This window comes from Streptomyces sp. NBC_01294 (genome assembly GCF_035917235.1).
GTDB classification, from domain to species: domain Bacteria; phylum Actinomycetota; class Actinomycetes; order Streptomycetales; family Streptomycetaceae; genus Streptomyces; species Streptomyces caledonius.
Map to the genome: position 1 here is coordinate 4,852,086 of NZ_CP108423.1, position 19,188 is coordinate 4,871,273.

The 19,188-nt window shown below is 70.4% G+C and carries 16 protein-coding genes, 1 tRNA gene and 1 riboswitch; of the genes, 12 read left to right on the plus strand and 5 right to left on the minus strand.

The window, feature by feature from the left end; genetic code table 11:
- The first annotated feature begins 147 nt into the window (after positions 1-147).
- The 7 genes from OG534_RS22025 (at position 148) to OG534_RS22055 (ending at position 7,480) form a co-directional block, all read left to right on the plus strand.
- A complete protein-coding gene (locus OG534_RS22025) occupies positions 148-1,431 on the plus strand; it encodes a cytochrome P450 family protein (RefSeq protein WP_326590027.1) in 1,284 nt (427 codons plus the stop codon).
- 192 nt (positions 1,432-1,623) lie between these two features.
- Positions 1,624-2,550: a transglycosylase family protein gene (locus OG534_RS22030; protein WP_326590029.1), complete on the plus strand. Its 927-nt coding sequence runs from the start codon at positions 1,624-1,626 to the stop codon at positions 2,548-2,550.
- A gap of 279 nt (positions 2,551-2,829) precedes the next feature.
- Positions 2,830-3,002, plus strand: a riboswitch (cyclic di-AMP (ydaO/yuaA leader).
- Between the two features lie 3 nt (positions 3,003-3,005).
- Positions 3,006-3,710 (plus strand): transglycosylase family protein, encoded by a 705-nt coding sequence (locus OG534_RS22035; protein ID WP_326590031.1) that lies wholly within the window; start codon positions 3,006-3,008, stop codon positions 3,708-3,710.
- A gap of 285 nt (positions 3,711-3,995) precedes the next feature.
- Entirely contained in the window at positions 3,996-5,282 is a 1,287-nt protein-coding gene (gene eno, locus OG534_RS22040) for a phosphopyruvate hydratase (RefSeq protein ID WP_326590032.1), read from the plus strand.
- A 118-nt stretch (positions 5,283-5,400) separates the two neighbouring features.
- Complete coding sequence (locus OG534_RS22045) at positions 5,401-5,889, plus strand: FtsB family cell division protein (protein WP_326590033.1); 489 nt, start codon at positions 5,401-5,403, stop codon at positions 5,887-5,889.
- A 50-nt stretch (positions 5,890-5,939) separates the two neighbouring features.
- Positions 5,940-6,488, plus strand: coding sequence for a DUF501 domain-containing protein (locus tag OG534_RS22050; RefSeq protein ID WP_326590034.1), 549 nt, complete (start codon positions 5,940-5,942; stop codon positions 6,486-6,488).
- Positions 6,485-7,480 (plus strand): Ppx/GppA phosphatase family protein, encoded by a 996-nt coding sequence (locus OG534_RS22055; protein ID WP_326590035.1) that lies wholly within the window; start codon positions 6,485-6,487, stop codon positions 7,478-7,480. The genes OG534_RS22050 and OG534_RS22055 overlap by 4 nt, the downstream gene beginning before the upstream one ends.
- A gap of 86 nt (positions 7,481-7,566) precedes the next feature.
- On the opposite strand, the gene OG534_RS22060 is transcribed toward OG534_RS22055, so the two are convergent.
- Positions 7,567-8,673: a DNA polymerase III subunit beta family protein gene (locus tag OG534_RS22060; protein ID WP_326590037.1), complete on the minus strand. Its 1,107-nt coding sequence runs from the start codon at positions 8,671-8,673 to the stop codon at positions 7,567-7,569.
- A gap of 628 nt (positions 8,674-9,301) precedes the next feature.
- Between OG534_RS22060 and OG534_RS22065 the strand changes: the two genes are divergently transcribed.
- The gene (locus tag OG534_RS22065) at positions 9,302-10,687 is read left to right on the plus strand and encodes an NAD(P)/FAD-dependent oxidoreductase (RefSeq protein WP_326590038.1); all 1,386 of its coding nucleotides are present in this window, start codon (positions 9,302-9,304) and stop codon (positions 10,685-10,687) included.
- A gap of 161 nt (positions 10,688-10,848) precedes the next feature.
- Complete coding sequence (locus OG534_RS22070) at positions 10,849-12,237, plus strand: cyclopropane-fatty-acyl-phospholipid synthase family protein (protein ID WP_326590039.1); 1,389 nt, start codon at positions 10,849-10,851, stop codon at positions 12,235-12,237.
- A gap of 91 nt (positions 12,238-12,328) precedes the next feature.
- Here OG534_RS22070 and OG534_RS22075 read toward each other — a convergent pair whose 3' ends face one another.
- The gene (locus OG534_RS22075; protein WP_326590040.1) at positions 12,329-14,881 is read right to left on the minus strand and encodes an ABC transporter permease; all 2,553 of its coding nucleotides are present in this window, start codon (positions 14,879-14,881) and stop codon (positions 12,329-12,331) included.
- A 57-nt stretch (positions 14,882-14,938) separates the two neighbouring features.
- Positions 14,939-15,703: an ABC transporter ATP-binding protein gene (locus tag OG534_RS22080; protein WP_326593754.1), complete on the minus strand. Its 765-nt coding sequence runs from the start codon at positions 15,701-15,703 to the stop codon at positions 14,939-14,941.
- A gap of 433 nt (positions 15,704-16,136) precedes the next feature.
- Here OG534_RS22080 and OG534_RS22085 point away from each other — a divergent pair.
- Together OG534_RS22085 and OG534_RS22090 are read left to right on the plus strand one after the other, a co-directional pair.
- A tRNA-Leu gene (locus tag OG534_RS22085) sits at positions 16,137-16,218 on the plus strand.
- A gap of 146 nt (positions 16,219-16,364) precedes the next feature.
- Positions 16,365-17,219, plus strand: coding sequence for a Bax inhibitor-1/YccA family protein (locus OG534_RS22090; protein ID WP_326590041.1), 855 nt, complete (start codon positions 16,365-16,367; stop codon positions 17,217-17,219).
- Between the two features lie 110 nt (positions 17,220-17,329).
- Here OG534_RS22090 and OG534_RS22095 read toward each other — a convergent pair whose 3' ends face one another.
- Positions 17,330-17,560, minus strand: coding sequence for a DUF4287 domain-containing protein (locus OG534_RS22095; protein WP_326590042.1), 231 nt, complete (start codon positions 17,558-17,560; stop codon positions 17,330-17,332).
- Positions 17,561-17,661: 101 nt separating this feature from the next.
- Between OG534_RS22095 and OG534_RS22100 the strand changes: the two genes are divergently transcribed.
- Positions 17,662-18,006 carry a hypothetical protein gene (locus tag OG534_RS22100; RefSeq protein WP_326590043.1) on the plus strand — a complete coding sequence of 115 codons (345 nt, stop codon included), beginning with the start codon at positions 17,662-17,664 and terminating at the stop codon, positions 18,004-18,006.
- Here the strand turns inward: OG534_RS22100 and OG534_RS22105 are convergent.
- Positions 17,990-18,805 (minus strand): hypothetical protein, encoded by an 816-nt coding sequence (locus OG534_RS22105; protein WP_326593755.1) that lies wholly within the window; start codon positions 18,803-18,805, stop codon positions 17,990-17,992. The genes OG534_RS22100 and OG534_RS22105 overlap by 17 nt on opposite strands.
- Between the last annotated feature and the right edge of the window lie 383 nt (positions 18,806-19,188).

A 19,188-nucleotide genomic window follows, 5' to 3' on the forward strand; every position in this document is an offset into this window, starting at 1 on the left:
GCGAAACTGCTTTTCAAGATCCTCACATCCACAAACCCGAAAGTAGGAGTGTCGGAGAAGGTGAGGTCAAGTGATGGCCGATCTGCGGACAGCCGCGACGAACGGGCCATATGGGATGGCGGCCCGGCGCCGGGATACGGTCTTCGGGTGCATGAGCAGACCCCCGCAACTCCGGCCGACACCCCTTCCACCGAGGGCCCGACCCTCTTCGACTGGGAGTTCGCGACCGACCCGTACCCGGCCTACGCATGGCTGCGCGAGCACTCCCCGGTGCACCGCACCAAGCTCCCCAGCGGGGTCGAGGCCTGGCTGGTCACCCGCTACGCAGACGCCCGCCAGGCCCTCGCCGACCAGCGGCTCAGCAAGAATCCGGCGCACCACGCGGAGCCCGCGCACGCCAAGGGCAAAACCGGGATCCCGGGGGAGCGCAAGGCGGAGCTGATGACGCACCTGCTCAACATCGACCCGCCGGACCACACCCGGCTGCGGAGGCTGGTGTCGAAGGCGTTCACCCCGCGCCGTGTCGCCGAGTTCGCCCCGCGGGTGCAGGCGCTCACCGACCAGCTGATCGACCGGATCGTCGAAAAGCCGCGCGTCGACGGGAAGGGGGAGGCGGACCTCATCCACGAGTTCGCCTTCCCGCTCCCCATCTACGCCATCTGCGAGATGCTCGGCGTACCGCGCGAGGACCAGGACGACTTCCGCGACTGGGCCGGCATGATGATCCGCCACGGCGGCGGCCCGCGCGGCGGGGTCGCCCGGTCGGTCAAACAGATGCGCACCTACCTCGGCGAGCTCATCCATCGCAAAAGGGATGATCTGGGCGATGACCTGATCTCGGACCTGATCCGGGCGAGCGACCACGGCGACCACCTGACGGAGGCCGAGGCGACCGCCATGGCTTTTATCCTGCTTTTCGCCGGTTTCGAAACCACCGTGAACCTCATCGGCAACGGGGTCCACTCCCTCTTCATGAACCCGGACCAGCGCGAGCGCCTGCAGCGCTCCCTCGCCGCCGGCGAGAGCGGACTGCTGGCCACCGGTGTCGAGGAACTGCTGCGCTACGACGGTCCCGTGGAGCTGGCGACCTGGCGGTTCGCCACCGAGCCGCTGACCCTCGGCGGCCGGCGGATCGAGACCGGTGACCCGGTCCTGGTCGTCCTCGCGGCCGCCGACCGGGATCCCGAACGGTTCACCGAGCCGGACACCCTCGATCTCTCCAGGGCCGACAACCAGCACCTCGGGTACGGACACGGCATCCACTACTGCCTGGGCGCCCCGCTCGCACGACTTGAGGGGCAGACCGCGCTCGCGACTTTGCTGACGCGTCTGCCGGATCTGGAACTCGCTGTTCCGCCCCAAGACCTGCGCTGGCGGGGCGGGTTGATCATGCGCGGCCTGCGCACCCTTCCCGTGCGCTTCACAGGTTGAAACATCTGAAGGCCGCCTGATTTGCAGTCAGTTTCCGGCTGAACTTGTGACAATCGTTCAAAGGCCGCTAGGTTCTGCCGTTACCCCGCTGTTATGCGAAAGGTGCACCTCATGCGTTCCGGGAACGGCCGCCACAGACGCCCCCGCCAGGTCCCCGCGCTGGTAGTCACAGCCGGAGTCACTGGCTCCGCGTTGGCTCTGCCGCTGCTAGCCGCCACCAATGCCACCGCCGCCGACACCTCCACGTGGGACAAGGTCGCCGAGTGCGAGAGCGGCGGCTCTTGGAGCGCCAACTTCGGCAGCGGCGCCTACGGCGGGCTCCAGTTCACCCAGGAGCAGTGGCAGAGCGCCGGCGGCCTCGAATTCGCCGAGCGCCCCGACCTCGCGAGCCGGTCCCAGCAGATCGCCGTGGCCGAGCGGGTGCTGCAATCGCAGGGACCGCAGGCGTGGCCGCTGTGCGCGACCTCGGCCGGACTGGACCGGCAGGGTCCCCCCGCACAGGTGGACCCCGGTCTCCCCGGCGGGCAGAGCACCCTCGGCCCCACGCCGTCGCGCCCCGACGACACCGTGCCCACCACCGGGGGCGGCAAGCCCTCCACGGACTACGGCGCTCCGACCCCGGCGGTCCCGAGCCCGTCCGGCACCCCCTTCCTGATCCCCGACGCCCCGTCGATCGGACTGCCCGTCATGCCGGCGCCGGACGTCCCGACGACGCCGCCCGCGGTTCCGACCCTTCCGGGCGACCCGGGCACGCCCCCGGCGACCCCCGGCGGCGACCCGACGGTCCCGGTCCTCCCGGTGGACCCGACCTCGCCCGCGACGCCGCCCGCGACCCCGGGCCTGCCCCCGGTCGACACGACGGCCCCTGCGACCCCGGGCGCCACTCCCGCCGAGGGCAGCGGCAAGCACCGAGGTGCTCCCGCCCCCGAGGCGCACGGCGTGACTGACGGCGCGCCGAACCCCACCTACACGGTCAAGGAGGGCGACAGCCTGACCGCCATCGCGTCTGCCAAGGGCGTCAAGGGCGGCTGGAACGGTCTCTACGAGGCCAACGAGCAGGTCATCGGCGAGGACGCCGATCTGATCAAGCCCGGCCAGAACCTGGATCTAACCGTGTAATAGGGACAGTTCAGTCGTCCGGTAAGAGTTGAATGTCGGTTTTCGGCAAGTGAGACATGTGTCTCTCTCGGTCAACTGGCGTGTCCCACCTGGGGGCTTCCGCAAACCCCGCCCTCACCTGCGCAAATGTCCTTGAGGAGAGCGCAAGTAGGGGCCCTCTCTCCCCGATGTTCCTCGTTGAACATCGGGGAGAGACCTGTCTACCTTCTGAATCGCCCGCCACCGCGGGCTCCTTCGACCGCATCGCCGAATCCTGCCGGCGGCCGGAGGGAACAGTCGTCGCGTCAAGCGCCGAAGGCAGGAGCGGGGGAACCAAGGTAAGTGCCGGGAGCGGCCGTTGAGAGACGGTCACGCCACCGGCTAGGGGTTAAGACGTGCGCTAGGTCGCACGGCCGGGCAACTCACTCGCCCGAACCCGACAGCTCACCTCGTAGGCGTCGGTGAGGAGAATCTCCATGCTGCTTTCCGGCAAGGGCAAGCACCGCCGCGGTTCCAAGGCCGTCCGCATCGTCACGCTCGCCGGTGTCGCCGGTGTGGCCGTCGCCGCTCCTCTGATGGCCGCGGGCACCGCCAGCGCCGCCACCGCCTCGGAGTGGGACAAGGTCGCCCAGTGCGAGTCCGGTGGCAACTGGGCCATCAACACGGGCAACGGCTACTACGGCGGTCTGCAGTTCTCGTCCTCCACGTGGGCCGGGTTCGGCGGCAAGTCGTACGCCCCGCAGGCCAACCAGGCCTCGAAGGCCCAGCAGATAGCCGTCGCGGAGAAGGTCCTCAAGGTCCAGGGCAAGGGCGCCTGGCCGCACTGCGGCAAGGGTCTGTCGAACTCCTCGTCCACCGGTGGCGGCGACACCACGACGCCGACCAAGCCGAAGAAGACCGAGACCAAGAAGACCGAGACGAAGAAGACCGAGACCAAGGCCACGCCGAAGAAGGAGACCAAGCGCCCCGAGGCGCCGGTCACCCGCTCCGAGCGCGCCGAGGCTCCGGTCGCGCCGAAGACCGGCAACGGCTCGTACGAGGTCAAGTCCGGCGACACCCTGGGCACCATCGCCGAGGCCAACGGCGTCAAGGGCGGCTGGGAGAAGCTCTTCGAGCTGAACAAGGACATCGTCTCGGACGCCGACCTGATCTACCCCGGTCAGAAGCTGAAGCTCAGCTGAACACTGCGGCCATAGCCGCAGAAATGTGCACGAAGCACAGGTTTCCCACCGCCCGGCGCGTCTTCCCCTCACGCGCCGGGCGGTGGTGTGTGCGGTGCGCGCCACCGGCCGAGGGCCGGTGATCAAGAGACGTATGTCCCGGAAGAGGGGTATTCGGTCCCTTTTTCGTCCCAGGGGCCGGGCGGTCGGCCGGTCGAGTCCCCGGATCCGGTTAGGCTCTAGGCGGCAAGGCCATCCCACGGCCTGACACGCCACCGCACACTCAGCGTCACATCCCAGAAGGAGATGCTCGTGCCGTCCATCGACGTCGTCGTAGCCCGGGAAATCCTGGACTCCCGAGGCAACCCCACGGTCGAGGTCGAGGTGGGCCTCGACGATGGCAGCACCGGCCGTGCTGCAGTTCCGTCCGGCGCCTCCACCGGTGCATTCGAGGCCATCGAGCTGCGTGACGGTGACCCCAACCGTTACTTCGGCAAGGGTGTCGAGAAGGCCGTCCTCGCCGTCATCGAGCAGATCGGCCCGGAGCTCGTCGGCTACGACGCCACCGAGCAGCGCCTGATCGACCAGGCCATGTTCGACCTGGACGCCACCGACAACAAGGGCTCGCTCGGCGCCAACGCCATCCTCGGCGTCTCCCTCGCCGTCGCGCACGCCGCGTCCGAGGCCTCGGACCTTCCGCTCTTCCGCTACCTCGGCGGTCCGAACGCGCACCTGCTGCCCGTTCCGATGATGAACATCCTCAACGGTGGGTCGCACGCCGACTCCAACGTGGACATCCAGGAGTTCATGATCGCCCCGATCGGCGCGGAGTCCTTCTCCGAGGCGCTGCGCTGGGGTGCCGAGGTCTACCACACCCTCAAGAAGGTCCTGCACACCAAGGGCCTGTCCACCGGTCTCGGTGACGAGGGCGGCTTCGCCCCGAACCTGGAGTCCAACCGCGCCGCGCTCGACCTCATCGTCGAGGCCATCAAGCAGGCCGGCTACGTCCCGGGCAAGGACATCGCGCTCGCGCTCGACGTCGCCGCGTCCGAGTTCTACAAGGACGGCAAGTACGAGTTCGAGGGCCAGTCCCGCTCGGCCGCCGAGATGACCGAGTACTACGAGGAGCTCGTCTCCGCGTACCCGATGGTCTCCATCGAGGACCCGCTGTACGAGGACGACTGGGCCGGCTGGAAGACCCTCACCGACAAGCTGGGCGCCAAGGTCCAGATCGTCGGCGACGACCTCTTCGTCACCAACCCGGAGCGTCTGGCCCGCGGCATCGAGGAGGGCTCCGCGAACGCCCTGCTCGTGAAGGTGAACCAGATCGGTTCGCTGACCGAGACCCTGGACGCCGTCGAGATGGCCCAGCGCAACGGCTTCAAGTGCATGATGTCGCACCGTTCCGGTGAGACCGAGGACGTCACCATCGCCGACCTCGCCGTCGCCGTGAACTGCGGTCAGATCAAGACCGGCGCCCCGGCCCGTTCGGACCGTGTCGCCAAGTACAACCAGCTGCTGCGCATCGAGGAGATCCTCGACGACGCCGCGGTGTACGCGGGCCGTTCCGCCTTCCCGCGCTTCAAGGGCTGATCACCCTCGGGCCGAGCCATGCCTGACGGCTGCGCCTAGCCTCCGTACGTCCCCGCACTCGGTCCCGTACCGTGTGCGGGGACGTATTGCGTAGTGCGTACATAGGGGAGGCGGATCAATGGCCGGGAACCGCGATCGGTTCTCCACCTTCTCCACCGCGACCAGGCTCAAGCAGCTCGGCGAGCGGACCGCCGCCCACGTCTACCGCTCGCAGTCGCGGCGACAGGTCCGCCGCAGCCGGCTCACGGGCCGGGCCGCGCTCCTGGTGCTCGTCCTCTGTACCCTGGTCGTCGCCCTCGCGTATCCGATGCGCCAGTACGTCTCCCAGCGTACGGAGATCGCGGAGCAGCAGCGGGACGCCGCGTCCGCGCGGGACCGCCTGGAGCGGCTGCGCGACGAGAAGGCCCGCTGGCAGGACGACGCGTACGCGGAGCAGCAGGCGCGCAAGCACCTGCACTTCCTGCGCCCGGGGGAGATCGGCTACATCATGGGCGACGCGGGGTCCCGGCCCCCTGAACCGCACCGGACCGGCCAGGCCGGCTCCGACCGCCCCTGGTACTCCAACGTCTGGGACGGCGTCGACAAGGCCGACCGTCCCGGCGACTGAACCGCACACCGCAGTACCCATCCACGAGAACGAAGAGACTTCCTCCAGGCATGCAGACGCCCCCGCCCCAGACCGACCGGACCGAGCCGACCGACGCGGACATCGAGGCGTTCGAGCAGCAGCTCGGCCGCCCGCCGCGCGGGCTGCGCGCCATCGCGCACCGCTGCCCCTGCGGGCAGCCCGACGTGGTGGAGACCGCCCCGCGGCTCCCCGACGGCACCCCCTTCCCGACGCTGTACTACCTGACGTGCCCGCGCGCGGCCTCCGCGATCGGCACGCTGGAGGCCAACGGCGTGATGAAGGAGATGCAGGCCCGGCTCGCCGAGGACCCGGAACTCGCCGCCGCCTACCAGGCCGCGCACGAGGACTACATCGAGCGCCGCGACGCCATCGAGGTGCTCCAGGGCTTCCCGAGCGCCGGCGGCATGCCCGACCGGGTGAAGTGCCTGCACGTGCTGGTCGGCCACTCCCTGGCCGCCGGCCCCGGTGTGAACCCCTTCGGCGACGAGGCCCTTGCCATGCTGCCGGAGTGGTGGGCCAAGGGCGCCTGCGTCACCCCGTGCGGGGCGAAGGCGGACGACAAGGAGCCGCAGGCGTGACCCGGGTCGCGGCCGTCGACTGCGGTACGAACTCCATCCGGCTGCTCGTGGCGGACTGCACCGTGTCCGAAAGCGCCTCCGGCGCGGGCCCCACGGTCGAGCTGACCGACCTGGACCGCCGGATGACCGTCGTCCGGCTCGGCCAGGGCGTGGACAAGACCGGGCGCCTGGCCCCGGAGGCGCTGGAGCGCACCTTCGCCGCCTGCCGCGAGTACGCGGAAGTCATCAAGGAGCACGGCGCGGAGCGGGTGCGCTTCGTGGCGACCTCCGCCTCCCGGGACGCCGAGAACCGGGAGGACTTCGTCCGGGGCGTACTGGACATCCTGGGCGTCGAGCCCGAGGTGATCTCCGGTGACCTGGAGGCGGAGTTCTCCTTCACCGGCGCCACCAAGGAGCTCACGGCGCACGAACACCTGGAGCGGCCGTTCCTGGTGGTGGACATCGGCGGCGGCTCGACCGAGTTCGTCGTCGGCGAGGAACACGCCCGCGCCGCGCGCTCCGTGGACGTGGGCTGCGTCCGCATGACCGAGCGTCACCTGGTGGTCGACGGGGTCGTCACCGACCCGCCGACGCAGGCGCAGATCGCCGCGATACGGGCCGACGTCGAGGCGGCGCTGGATCTTGCCGCCGAGACCGTCCCGCTGGCCGAGGCGCGCACCCTGGTGGGCCTGGCGGGCTCGGTGACCACGGTCGCCGCGATCGCGCTCGGGCTGACGGAGTACGACTCGTCCGCCATCCACCACTCCCGGATCTCCTACGAGCAGGTCCGCGAGATCAGCGAGCGGATGCTGACGACGACGCACGCCGAGCGCGCGGCGATCCCCGTGATGCACCCGGGCCGGGTGGACGTGATCGGCGCCGGCGCGCTGGTCCTGCTGGCGATCATGGAGCGCACCGGCGCCTCGGAGGTCGTCGTCTCGGAGCACGACATCCTGGACGGCATCGCGATCAAGATCGCGGAAGAGGTCGAGGCGGACAAGCGGCGGTCCTGACCGCACGCGCAACGAGGTCGCCGACGCGGCGGCGCCCCCGGTGATCACCTGCCGGGGGCGCCGCCGTTCCCCGTCCAAGACGCCCCTCAGTCCTCCAGCCGGACCGGCATCAGCAGCGAGAAGGCGCCGTCGTCCTCGGGCCGGCGGACGGCCAGGGGCGCCGTGGGGGCGCCGAGCTCCAGGATCAGCCGGTCGCGGGCTCCGGCGGCGAGGGCCTGCAGCAGGAACGTACGGTTCACGGCGATGTCGCCGCCGCCGGCTCCGTCCTCCTCTCCGTCCCCGTCCCCGTGGACGGACACCGTGCCGTCGTCCGTCACCCTGAGCACGCTGACGTCGTGGACCACGCCCTCCGGCCCGCGCTCGTCGGCGCGGACGGGGCCGGTCTCCACGGCCTCGCGCAGAGCCGGCACGTCGACCAGGACGCGGCGCCCCGCCGGCAGGCTGACGAGGCGGCGGTAGTCGGGGAACTCGTGATCGAGGCACGGGCCGGCCGTCTGGCGGTCCCCCGCCTCCAGCGTCACGCGGGCACCGTCCAGGGTGAGCGCGACGGACGCGTCGTCACCCAGCAGCGCCCGCATCGCGTCGGCGAGCGGCGCCGGCACGATGGCCTGCGCCCGGGGCCCGGCGTGTCCGCCGGTACGGACCCGGGCGACGGCCATCCGGTACCGGTCCGTCGCCACGACGCGCAGCGCCCCGTCCTCGGCGTCGAACAGGACACCGCCGAGCATCGGCAGCTCCGGGTCGGTGCTGACGGCGAACCGGACCGCGTCCAACGAGGCGGCCAACTCCGGCGCGGAAACGGTGAACCGGGCGGTGGCGGTGCTGCGGGCAGTCATGGGGATCTCCCTGTGTTCGAGGAGCGCTCGGACCGCGGAGAACTCGCTGCGGGCGTCGGACAGCCCCCGTTCGAGACGGCGCAGATGCGCCTGGAGCAGGGTGCGGACCAGGTCGGTGTCCGCGCCGGACCAGCCGGCGAGCACCAGCCGGATGTCCGCCAGCGGCATCCCGGCCCGGCGCAGCCGCGCCAGCAGCCGGGCCTCGGCGACCTGGCCGGGGCCGTACCAGCGGTAGCCGGTCAGCGGATCCACCCGTACCGGGACCAGCACGCCGGCGCCGTCGTAGAACCGCAGGGCGCTCACGCCCAGTCCGCTGTCGCGGGCCATCTCCCCGATACTGCGCATCTCGCTCTCCACACCCGAACCCTGTGCCCTCCACCAGGTCGAGGGTCAACCCGGGTCCGTTCCGCGCCGAGCGCGGCGACCCGCCGCGGTGACGGTGACGGCGGCGACGGTGACGGTGACGGCGGCGGCGGTGACGGCGCGGTCACGCTCGGGCGCCCTCGGTCAGGAGCGCCTGCGCCCTCTGAATCGTTCGCGTACGGGCAGGACTCCAGAGGAAATGCGGGACGGAACCGTCCTGTCCACGCCGGAACGGCCGTCGAGGGGGCCTCGCGGGGGGTCGCCACGACCGTGATCCACATGAAGTTCGTGAAGTTCTTCACAAGGAAAAGGGGCCTGGTGGGTCAACGAAGGGGTTCTTTGGGCCTCTCCGGAGGCCTTGAGGCCCCTCTCGGCTCCCGTTCGTGCGATCGGCGGACCCTGCCGGTTCCGCCTCAGAGGTATGGACGAATCCCGGTGGTCCAGTCCGCTTGAGGCCTTGGAGGCCAGTTCAGGACGGGTGCACAACGACTCCCGTTACACCGTGGTTCCCGTTCGGCGCCATGACGTCCGTCACGTGGGCGGCGGAGTGTAGCAGAGGGTCTCCGACTCCTTGTGAAGGGGCTCACGAGCGACACCCCTTTGGGTGCTGGATACTCGTTCCATGAGCACCACGGAGCGTCCCAGGATCCTCGTTGTAGGAGGTGGGTACGTAGGCCTGTACGCAGCCAAGCGCATCATGAAGAAGATGCGTTACGGCGAGGCGACCGTCACGGTCGTCGACCCGCGCTCGTACATGACCTACCAGCCCTTCCTCCCTGAAGTGGCCGCAGGCAGCATCTCGCCTCGGCACGTCGTCGTCCCGCTGCGACGCGTGCTGCCCAAGGCAGAGGTTCTCACCGGCCGGGTCACCAGCATCGACCAGGACCGCAAGGTCGCCGTCGTCACGCCGCTGGTCGGCGAGGCGTACGAGCTGCCCTTCGACTACCTGGTGATCGCGCTCGGCGCCGTCTCCCGCACCTTCCCGATCCCCGGCCTCGCCGAACAGGGCATCGGCATGAAGGGCGTCGAAGAGGGCATCGGCCTGCGCAACCACGTCCTCGAGCAGCTCGACAAGGCCGAGTCCACGACGGACGAGGACGTCCGCCGCAAGGCCCTCACCTTCGTCTTCGTCGGCGGCGGCTTCGCCGGTGCGGAGACCATCGGCGAGGTCGAGGACATGGCCCGTGACGCCGCGAAGTACTACTCCACGATCAAGCGCGACGACATGCGCTTCATCCTGGTCGACGCGGCCGACAAGATCCTTCCCGAGGTCGGGCCCAAGCTCGGCACCTGGGGCAAGGAGCACCTCGAGTCCCGCGGCATCGAGATCTACCTCAACACCTCCATGGACTCCTGCGTGGACGGCCGCGTGGTGCTGAAGAACGGCCTCGAGGTCGACTCCAACACCATCGTGTGGACCGCCGGCGTCAAGCCCAACCCGGTGCTGGCCCGCTACGGCCTGCCGCTGGGCCCCCGCGGCCACGTGGACGCCCAGCCGACCCTCCAGGTCACGGGCACGGACTACATCTGGGCCGCGGGCGACAACGCCCAGGTCCCGGACATGGCCGCCCGCAAGGCCGGCGTCGAGAACGCCTGGTGCCCGCCGAACGCCCAGCACGCGCTGCGCCAGGCCAAGGTCCTCGGCGACAACGTCATCTCGGGCATGCGGGGCTTCCCGCAGCACGAGTACTCGCACTCCAACAAGGGTGCGGTGGCGGGTCTCGGCCTCCACAAGGGCGTCGCGATGATCGTCATGGGTAAGACGAAGATCAAGCTCAAGGGCCGGCTCGCCTGGTACATGCACCGTGGCTACCACGGCATGGCCATGCCGACCTGGAACCGCAAGATCCGCGTCTTCGCCGACTGGACCCTCGGCATGTTCCTCAAGCGCGAGGTCGTCTCCCTCGGTGCTCTGGAGACACCCCGCGAGGAGTTCTACGAGGCCGCCAAGCCCGCGCCGGCTCCGGCCGCCGCCGCGGCCCCGGCCGAGAAGGCCAAGGCGTCCTGATCCGGCGTCACCGGTAGGACCCGAGCACGGCCCGCAGGACCTGCTCGACCCGTACGACCCCGAAGGGGCCGCCCGCCATCCGTGGTGCGGGCGGCCCCTTCGGCGTACCCGGCGCCCGGGATGGGTAGACGGATGGGTCGGAGCTTTTGTGGAGGTGCGCCATGACGGACGCCGCGCCGCGGCTGGCCGCTGTTGCCGAGACACTGTTGGGTGCCCCGCTGCCGGTGCGCGTCCGGGCCTGGGACGGTACCGAGGCGGGCCCGCCCACCGGTCCCGTGCTCGTGATCCACGACCGCCGCGCCGTGCGGCGGATGCTGTGGAAGCCCGGTGAGCTGGGGCTGGCCCGCGCCTGGGTGGCGGGGGAACTGACGGTGGAGGGCGATCTGTTCGCCCTGCTGGAGCAGGTGGCGGGCCTGCTGTGGGAACGGCCCGCGCACAGCGGGCCGCTGCCGCCCGCCGGCCGGCCCGGGCCGCTCGGGGCCCTGGGGAGCCTGGCGCGCCGGGCGAAGCGGGCCCGCCCGCTCGCCCTGCCGGAGGCCACCCGGCTGCTGCGGGAGCCCGGACACCGGGCCGCCGTGCGCGAGCTGATCGCCCTCGCCGGGCCGCTGCCGCCGCCCGCGCCGCCCGCCGAGGAGGCCGCCCTGAAGGACGGTCAGCGGCACAGCAAGGGACGCGACCGGCAGGCCGTCAGCCACCACTACGACGTCGGCAACGACTTCTACGGCCACGTGCTCGGCCCCTCGATGGTGTACTCCTGCGCCTACTGGAGCCCCGGTGCCACCCTGGAGCAGGCCCAGTACGACAAGCTCGACCTGGTCTGCCGCAAGCTCGCCCTGCGGCCCGGAGACCGCCTCCTGGACGTCGGCTGCGGCTGGGGCTCCATGGCGCTGCACGCCGCCCGCGAGTACGGCGTGCGGGTCACCGGCATCACGCTCTCGCGGGAGCAGGCCGCGTTCGGCCGCAAACGGGTCGCCGAAGAGGGCCTGGCCGACCTCGTCGAGCTGCGGATCCAGGACTACCGGGACGTCAAGGACGGCCCCTACGACGCCATTTCCTCCATCGGGATGGCCGAACACGTCGGAGCCGACCGCTACCGGGACTACGCCCGCACCCTGCACGCCCTGCTGCGCCCCGGCGGGCGGCTGCTGAACCACCAGATCGCCCGTCCTCCGGAGCCGGACGAAGAGGCCTACCGGGTGGACGAGTTCATCGACGCCTACGTCTTCCCCGACGGCGAACTGTCCCCGCTCGGCAGCACCGTCGGCGAGCTGGAGCGGGCCGGCTTCGAGGTCCGCGACGTGGAGGCGCTGCGGGAGCACTACGGGCTGACCCTGCGGGCCTGGGTGGCACGGCTGGAGGAGCACTGGGCCGAGGCGGTACGGCTCACCTCCCCCGGCCGGGCCCGGGTCTGGCAGCTCTACATGGCCGCCTCCGCGCTCGGCTTCGAGCGGGGCCGGCTCGGGGTCAACCAGGTCCTCGCGGTGAAGTCCGGGGCGGCCGGCGACGCGGGGCTGCCGCTGCGGCTGCGCACCTGGGGCGCGGGCGCCTAGCGGAAACGCATGCGCACAACGGGCAGGGCCCCGGGGCGTGTCGCCCCGGGGCCCTGCGGTGTCCCTGCCCGGCCCGTACGGGCCGCTCGCGCTACTCGGTCTTGATGGCCGTCAGCATGTTCAGGCGGGCGGCGCTGCGGGCCGGCCACATGGCGGCCAGCACGCCGACCACGGCGGCCAGCAGGAGGAAGATGCCGATCCGGTCCCACGGGAGGACCAGTTCGTAGTTCGGCATGGCCTTCGCCAGCGTGGTGCCGACCGCCCAGGCGAGGAAGACGCCGATGACCACGCCCAGGACCGCGCCGAAGAGCGAGATCACCACGGCCTCCAGGCGGATCATGTTCTTGACCCGGCTGCGGTCGAGGCCGATCGCCCGCAGCATGCCGATCTCCTGGGTCCGCTCGAAGACGGACATCGCCAGGGTGTTGACCACGCCGAGCACCGAGATGATCAGCGCCATGCCGAGCAGGCCGTACATGACGTTCAGCATCGTGTTGATCATGCCGCCCATCTCGTTGCGCATGTCCTGCTGGGTGGCGACGGTGATGGCCGGGTTCTTGCCCAGGGCGTCGACGACCTTCTGCTGGCCGGCCTTGGACGCCCCGCCGTCGACGTTGACGTACACCTCGCGGATGTACGGCTCTTCGCTGTGCGGGCTGAGGATCTTGTCGTCGATGACGTACGGGGAGAGCAGGCCCTCCATGTCCTTGTAGACCGCGCCGACCTTCAGGGAGCCCTTCTCCCCGTCCTCGTACTGGACCTGGAGCGTGGAGCCGACACTGAGCTTCTGTTCCTTGGCCGTCTTCTCGGCGACCGCGAGCTCACCCTTGCCGAGGCTGTCCAGCGAACCGCTGAGGACCTCCACGTTGAGCAGCCGGCCGATGGCGGCGGGGTTGACGCCGGAGGCGGACCGGAAGCTCTCGCCGACCATGAAGTAGCCGGCGGTCTGCGGGGAGACGGCCGTGATGCCGGGGGTCTTGGCCAGGGTCTCGGCCACCGACTCGTCGAGGCCGCCGATGTCGCCGGCCATGGAGACCCGGTAGTCCGCCTTGAGCTTCTCGGTGCTCATGCGGTCGACGACCTTGCCCACCGTGATGCCGAGCACGGACAGGGTCGTGACCAGGGTCAGGCCGATCGCCAGGGAGGCGGCGGTGACGGCGGTGCGGCGCGGGTTGCGGACGGCGTTCTGGGAGGCCAGCTTGCCGGGGATCCCGAACACCTTCTGCAGCAGCGGGCGGACGGCCCCGATGACCGGCTTGGAGAGCAGCGGCAGCAGCACGATCATGCCGATCAGCATGAAGAAGGCGCCCGCGCCGATGCTCATGCGGCCGTTGTTGCCGCCCGAGGACACGCCGAGCAGGACGAGGCCGATGCCGAGGACGCTGATGATCGAGCCGAGGACGTTGCGCACGACCAGGGACTTCGAGGTGGCCGGCAGGTGGGCGCTGCCCATGGCGGCGACCGGGGCGATCCGGCCGGTGCGCCAGGCCGGCAGCAGGGCCGCGAGGGTGGTGACCAGGACGCCGATGACCAGGGCGGCGATGACGGTGCCCGGGGCGATCACGAGGTCGCCGCCCGGCAGCTTGGCGCCGAAGGAACCGATCACCGAGCGCATGCCGACCGCCAGGCCGACGCCGCTGACCAGGCCGATGGCGGCGGACACGAAGCCGACGACCAGGGCCTCGGCGAGCACCGAACGCATGACCTGACCGCGGTTGGCGCCGACGGCGCGCAGCAGGGCCAGCTCCTTGGTGCGCTGGGTGACCAGCATGGTGAAGGTGTTGTAGATCAGGAAGATGCCGACGAAGAGCGAGATGCCGGCGAAGACGAGCAGCATGGTGCCCATCTGGCCGAGGCCCTCCTCGATCTGCTTGGCCTGCTCCGCGGCGAGCGCCGCGCCGGTCTGCGCCTTGGTGTGCTTGCCGTCGATCAGCGGCTTCATGTCGGCGAGCAGCTTGTCGGCGGAAGTGCCGTTCTTGGCGCCGACCGACAGCTCCTGGAAGTAACCGGGCTTGAGGTAGAGCTCCTGGGCGACCTTGGTGTCGAAGAGCACCAGGCTGCCGCCGGCCTGGACGGCGCCGTCCTCGGTCGTGAAGACGCCGGCGAGGGAGTACTCCTTGACCGGGCCGTTGGTGGCGACACGGACCTTGTCGCCGACCTTGTACGCGCCCGCGTCCGCGGTGGCCTTGTCGAGCGCGACCTCGTCGGCCTTGGCCGGGCCCGCGCCCTGTATGAAGGCGTAGCGCGGGTCCTTGCCGTCCTTGACGGGGGTGTAGTTGCCACCCTTGTTGGACCAGCCGGAGCCGATCAGCTTGCCGTTCTCGTCACCCACGCCGGCGAAGCCGGAGACGCGGCCGGAGACGGAGTCGACGCCCGGGAGCGCCTTGACCTTGTCGAGGGTCTGCTGGCTGAGGCCGGGCTCGCCCTCCTTCTGTCCGTTCTCGTCGCGGCCCTGGCCGTACGAGGTGACGGAGACGGCGACTCCCTCGTAGTCCTTGGCGGACTGGCTGGACAGGGACTTCTTGAGGGTGTCGGTGAAGACGAGGGTGCCGGAGACGAAGGCGACGCCGAGGGTGACGGCGAGCACCGTCATCAGCAGCCGGGCCTTGTGCGCGAGGACGTTGCGCAGGGCGGTACGGAACATGGGGGTCTCAGTCCTGGGGCTGGAAGTCTGGAGGAGGGCTTCGGGGGAGACCCCGGGTCAGCTGGTGCGGCCCTTGGCGTCGAACGCCTTCATGCGGTCGAGCACGCCGTCCGCGGTGGGGCTGAGCATCTCGTCGACAATCCGGCCGTCGGCGAGGAAGATGACGCGGTCCGCGTAGGACGCGGCGACCGGGTCGTGGGTGACCATCACGACGGTCTGGCCGAGCTCGCGCACCGAGTTGCGCAGGAAGCCGAGGACCTCGGCGCCGGAGCGGGAGTCGAGGTTTCCGGTGGGCTCGTCACCGAAGATGATCTCGGGACGGGAGGCAAGGGCGCGGGCCACGGCCACGCGCTGCTGCTGGCCGCCGGAGAGCTGGGTGGGGCGGTGGGAGAGGCGCTCGGAGAGGCCGACCATGCTGATCACGCTGTCCAGCCACTGCTTGTCGGGCTTGCGGCCGGCGATGTCCATGGGGAGCGTGATGTTCTCCAGGGCCGTCAGGGTCGGCAGCAGGTTGAACGCCTGGAAGATGAAGCCGATCTTGTCCCGGCGCAGCTGGGTGAGCTGCTTGTCCTTCAGGGAGCCGAGCTCGGTGTCGCCGATGCGGACGGATCCCTCGGAGAAGGTGTCCAGGCCGGCGACGCAGTGCATCAGCGTGGACTTGCCGGAGCCCGAGGGGCCCATGATCGCGGTGAACTGCCCCTGGGCGAAGTCCACGGAGACCTTGTCCAGGGCGACCACCTGGGTCTCGCCCTGGCCGTACACCTTGGAGAGGCCGGTGGCGCGGGCGGCCACGGCCTGGGTGGTGTGCTGGGCGTAGTTCATGGTGGTCACGGGACGGCTCCTCGGTCTGTCGTGCGGGGACGTTTCCATCCTCGCCGCGGCCACCCGTGCTCCGGATCAGCCGCCGTGCCTGTTCACCGGCCCACTGGAGTCTGACGGCGAGGGCGGGCGCCTCCTCCTCTGGTATGACAGGAGCCCCCGTCGAGGGGTGGAGGCGCCCTGGTCGAGGGGCGGTGGCCCGGGGTGGCGGGGAGGGTGGCGCGGGGGGTGGCGCAGGCCATCGAAATCCCGTCATTCCCTTAAAGGGGGTGATCGCCGTCCAGAACGGGCCGACCGTGCGTTCTGGGGCCTGACGGTCCCTCAAGCGCCAATAAAATCAGACAACATCGGATTGACGGCCGGTCGGCGGCGAGGGCGTTCCGGATAGGCTCGGCTCTGCGTTCAAGGCTTTTTTCCACGGGGGCCGCCACGCCCTGCCCGGATGGTGGAATGCAGACACGGCGAGCTTAAACCTCGCTGGCCTTCGGGCCGTGCCGGTTCAAGTCCGGCTCCGGGCACTCAGCAGGTCTCGCGAGGCTCCCGCCTTTATCTCCTGCGCTTCGCCATGCCTTCTCCTAAGATCCTCCTCCAGCAGTAGGGTGCTTTCTTTGCGAGCGCATTACTCTTGAGGCAAGGCCGCGCTCGGTGGCCACGGAGGAGTGAGATGAGGAGCAGTAACCCGGTCTTCTCGCGACGGGGGTTCAGCCGCGACAACGGTGGCTACGCGGGCTTCGACGCCCAGCAGCAGCACCAGCAGGCCGGGACCAACCCGTACGCGACCAACCCGTACGCGACCGACCCGGCGACGGGTATGCCGCAGGCACCGGCGCGCGCCAACGCGATGACCATCGACGACGTCGTGAGCCGTACGGCCATGACGCTCGGCACGCTCATCGTGACGGCGACCCTTTCCTGGGTGCTGCTGCCGGTCGACCCGGCCAACCTCGGCAAGTCCTACGGCATCGCCATCGGCGCGATGCTCGTCGCGTTCGTCTTCGCGATCATCCAGTCGTTCAAGCAGAAGGCCGCACCGGGCCTGATCCTGGCCTACGCGGCGTTCGAGGGCGTTTTCCTCGGCGTGATCAGCGCGGCCACCAGCACGTACTTCGGCGCCGGCGTGGTCATCCAGGCCGTCCTGGGCACGATGTCCGTCTTCGCCGCGGTGCTCTTCTCGTACAAGATGGGCTGGATCCGCGTCAACCGCCGTTTCTACGGCTTCGTGATGGCCGCGGCCCTGGGCTTCATCCTCCTCATGCTCGCGAACACGCTGTTCGCGGTCTTCGGCGGCGGTGACGGCCTCGGCTTCCGCAGCGGCGGCCTCGGCCTGCTGTTCGGTGCCATCGGCGTCATCCTCGGCGCCTGCTTCCTCGCCCTGGACTTCAAGCAGGTCGAGGACGGCATCGCCTACGGTGCCCCGCGCGAGGAGGCCTGGCTGGCGGCCTTCGGCCTCACCATGACCCTGGTGTGGATCTACATCGAGATGCTGCGCATCTTCCAGATCCTCTCGGGCGACGACTAGCGGGACCCGCACGCCACCCGGCCTGCGCACAGCATGGGGAAGGCCCCGCGAGCACACCGCTCGCGGGGCCTTCCCGCGTCTAGGGGACACGGGAGTCGGGGGAGGGGGGCTCAGCCGAACCGGCGGGCGGCTCTGCGCAGGTCGTACTCGTGGATGATCGCCTTGGCCTGGCCGTACGACAGCTCGTGCGCGCCGCGCAGCCAGCTGACCTTCTCCTCGAACCGGACGAGTGAGGGGCCTTCGTCGACGGCGCGGAGCCAGTCGGAGAGCTCACGACCGGTGGTCTGGGGGATTCTGTCGATCATGTTGCGGTGGGTCTGCTCGGAGAACTCTACGGACATGGGCGCCTCCGGAGGTATCGCCGTGCTGTTCTCTTCACGCCACCGTGCCGGAGAGTTCGCCCGTTGGCAATGGTGCCCGGGCGGCGCGTAAGGTCGGCCGGGTGCTTGATACTTCGCCCCTGACCGCCGTCGTGGAACGTTTCGCCGACCGACTGCGGGCCGCGCCGCAGAGCCGCCTGCAGCAGGGAGCCGCCGCCGCGGCGCTGGAGCTGGCCCGCGAGCTGTCCGTACGGGCGCAGCGGCTGGAGGCGCCCGGGGAGGCGCCGCGGGAGGTGCCGGACGCGGGCCTCTTCGTCGTCGGGGACCAGGTGGCGGTGACCGGGCTGGACCTCGCCGAGGCACTGCGCGCCGCGGCGCTCGCCCCGGACGGCGCGAAGGCCCCGTCCGGGATGCTGGACGAGGCCGTGCGGCTGGTGGAGCGGGCAGAGGTCAGAGCGATGCGATGACGCGGTCCGCGAGGATGTAGACGTTGCTGTCGGGGTCCTCGGAGTCACCGCAGGAGAAGGTCAGGGCGTAGGCGCCGGAAATGCCCGAGCCGCCCAGCAGGACCGGAGCGGTGCCCGCGCGCAGGGCCTCGGCGAGGCGCTCCGCGGTCTCCCGGTGCCCGGGGGTCATGCACAGCGTCGTGCCGTCGGTGAAGACGTACACGTCGAGCGTGCCCAGCGGGCCGGGCCGGACGTCCGCGAGGGCCGTACGGGCCTCCGCGAGCTCCTCCAGGCGGCTCACGGTGCGCTCGTGGTCGGCACCGGGGTGCGAGGCCTGGGCCGGTACGAAGTCGGGGTGCGAGGGGTGGCGCCGGCGGGCGGCGGCCAGCTCGGCCGAATCCTCGGGATAGCCGGGAAGCTCGTCGAGGTGGTCCTCGCCGAGGACCGGCTCCAGACCCACCATGTCCGCCTGCCGGGGCAGGAAGACCGGGACGTCGTCGCCGAGCCCGGACAGGCCGCCCAGCAGCGAGGGGGCGTCGGCGGCGTCGCGGGCCTCCTGCGCGGCCCAGAAGGCACGCGCCTCGGCCAGCTCGCGCTCGCGCTCCTCGGCGAGGGCTTCGGCCACGGCGGCTCGTATCTCGGCGGCGGGGGACTCCACGGCGCTACGGGCGTGCGGGACGGTCACACCACGGGGGTGGACCGGCGCCGACAGGTCGTTGCGCAGGGCGGCGACCTGCTTGCGCAGACCGTGGACGGCGTGCAGCGCAGCAGCGCCCACGGCCGTGGCAGCGGCCGTGGTCAGCAGCAGGGCAAGAGACATGGCGCTCACTGACTAACTCCTGAGGTGATTCGATCCCCCGACTTCCTACATCAGAGTGTCCCGACCTGGGAATGGCGTGCAGTGCATTACGTCACGAAATGGACAGGTCATTCGTCACATGCGAACCCCCTGTATCGCCTTTGACCTGCACAAACACCGATCCCCCAGGAGATAGGTCACATCCTGGGGGAGATTCGGTCACAGGTCGGCCGCGACGGGATTAGATCCCGCGTCAGTACGCCGCAAGGGATCCGGCCGGATCCCTTGCGGCGCTTGGCCCCTGCTCTTGATCCAACTAGCTCAGCCGCTCGTTTTCCCTGGTCGCGCTGATCTTCGCCACCGCTGCGGGCAGGTGCCGCCCCTCGTTCCTCGGGGCAGCCCCT

Bases quoted from the DNA above. Each gene is read 5' to 3' on its own strand.
- OG534_RS22035 (WP_326590031.1), top strand. From the start codon at position 3,006: ATGCTGCTTTCCGGCAAGGGCAAGCACCGCCGCGGTTCCAAGGCCGTC.
- eno (WP_326590032.1), top strand. From the start codon at position 3,996: ATGCTCGTGCCGTCCATCGACGTCGTCGTAGCCCGGGAAATCCTGGAC.
- OG534_RS22045 (WP_326590033.1), top strand. From the start codon at position 5,401: ATGGCCGGGAACCGCGATCGGTTCTCCACCTTCTCCACCGCGACCAGG.
- OG534_RS22050 (WP_326590034.1), top strand. From the start codon at position 5,940: ATGCAGACGCCCCCGCCCCAGACCGACCGGACCGAGCCGACCGACGCG.
- OG534_RS22065 (WP_326590038.1), top strand. From the start codon at position 9,302: ATGAGCACCACGGAGCGTCCCAGGATCCTCGTTGTAGGAGGTGGGTAC.
- OG534_RS22070 (WP_326590039.1), top strand. From the start codon at position 10,849: ATGACGGACGCCGCGCCGCGGCTGGCCGCTGTTGCCGAGACACTGTTG.
- OG534_RS22075 (WP_326590040.1), bottom strand. From the start codon at position 14,881: ATGTTCCGTACCGCCCTGCGCAACGTCCTCGCGCACAAGGCCCGGCTG.
- OG534_RS22080 (WP_326593754.1), bottom strand. From the start codon at position 15,703: ATGAACTACGCCCAGCACACCACCCAGGCCGTGGCCGCCCGCGCCACC.
- OG534_RS22090 (WP_326590041.1), top strand. From the start codon at position 16,365: ATGAGGAGCAGTAACCCGGTCTTCTCGCGACGGGGGTTCAGCCGCGAC.
- OG534_RS22095 (WP_326590042.1), bottom strand. From the start codon at position 17,560: ATGTCCGTAGAGTTCTCCGAGCAGACCCACCGCAACATGATCGACAGA.
- OG534_RS22105 (WP_326593755.1), bottom strand. From the start codon at position 18,805: ATGTCTCTTGCCCTGCTGCTGACCACGGCCGCTGCCACGGCCGTGGGC.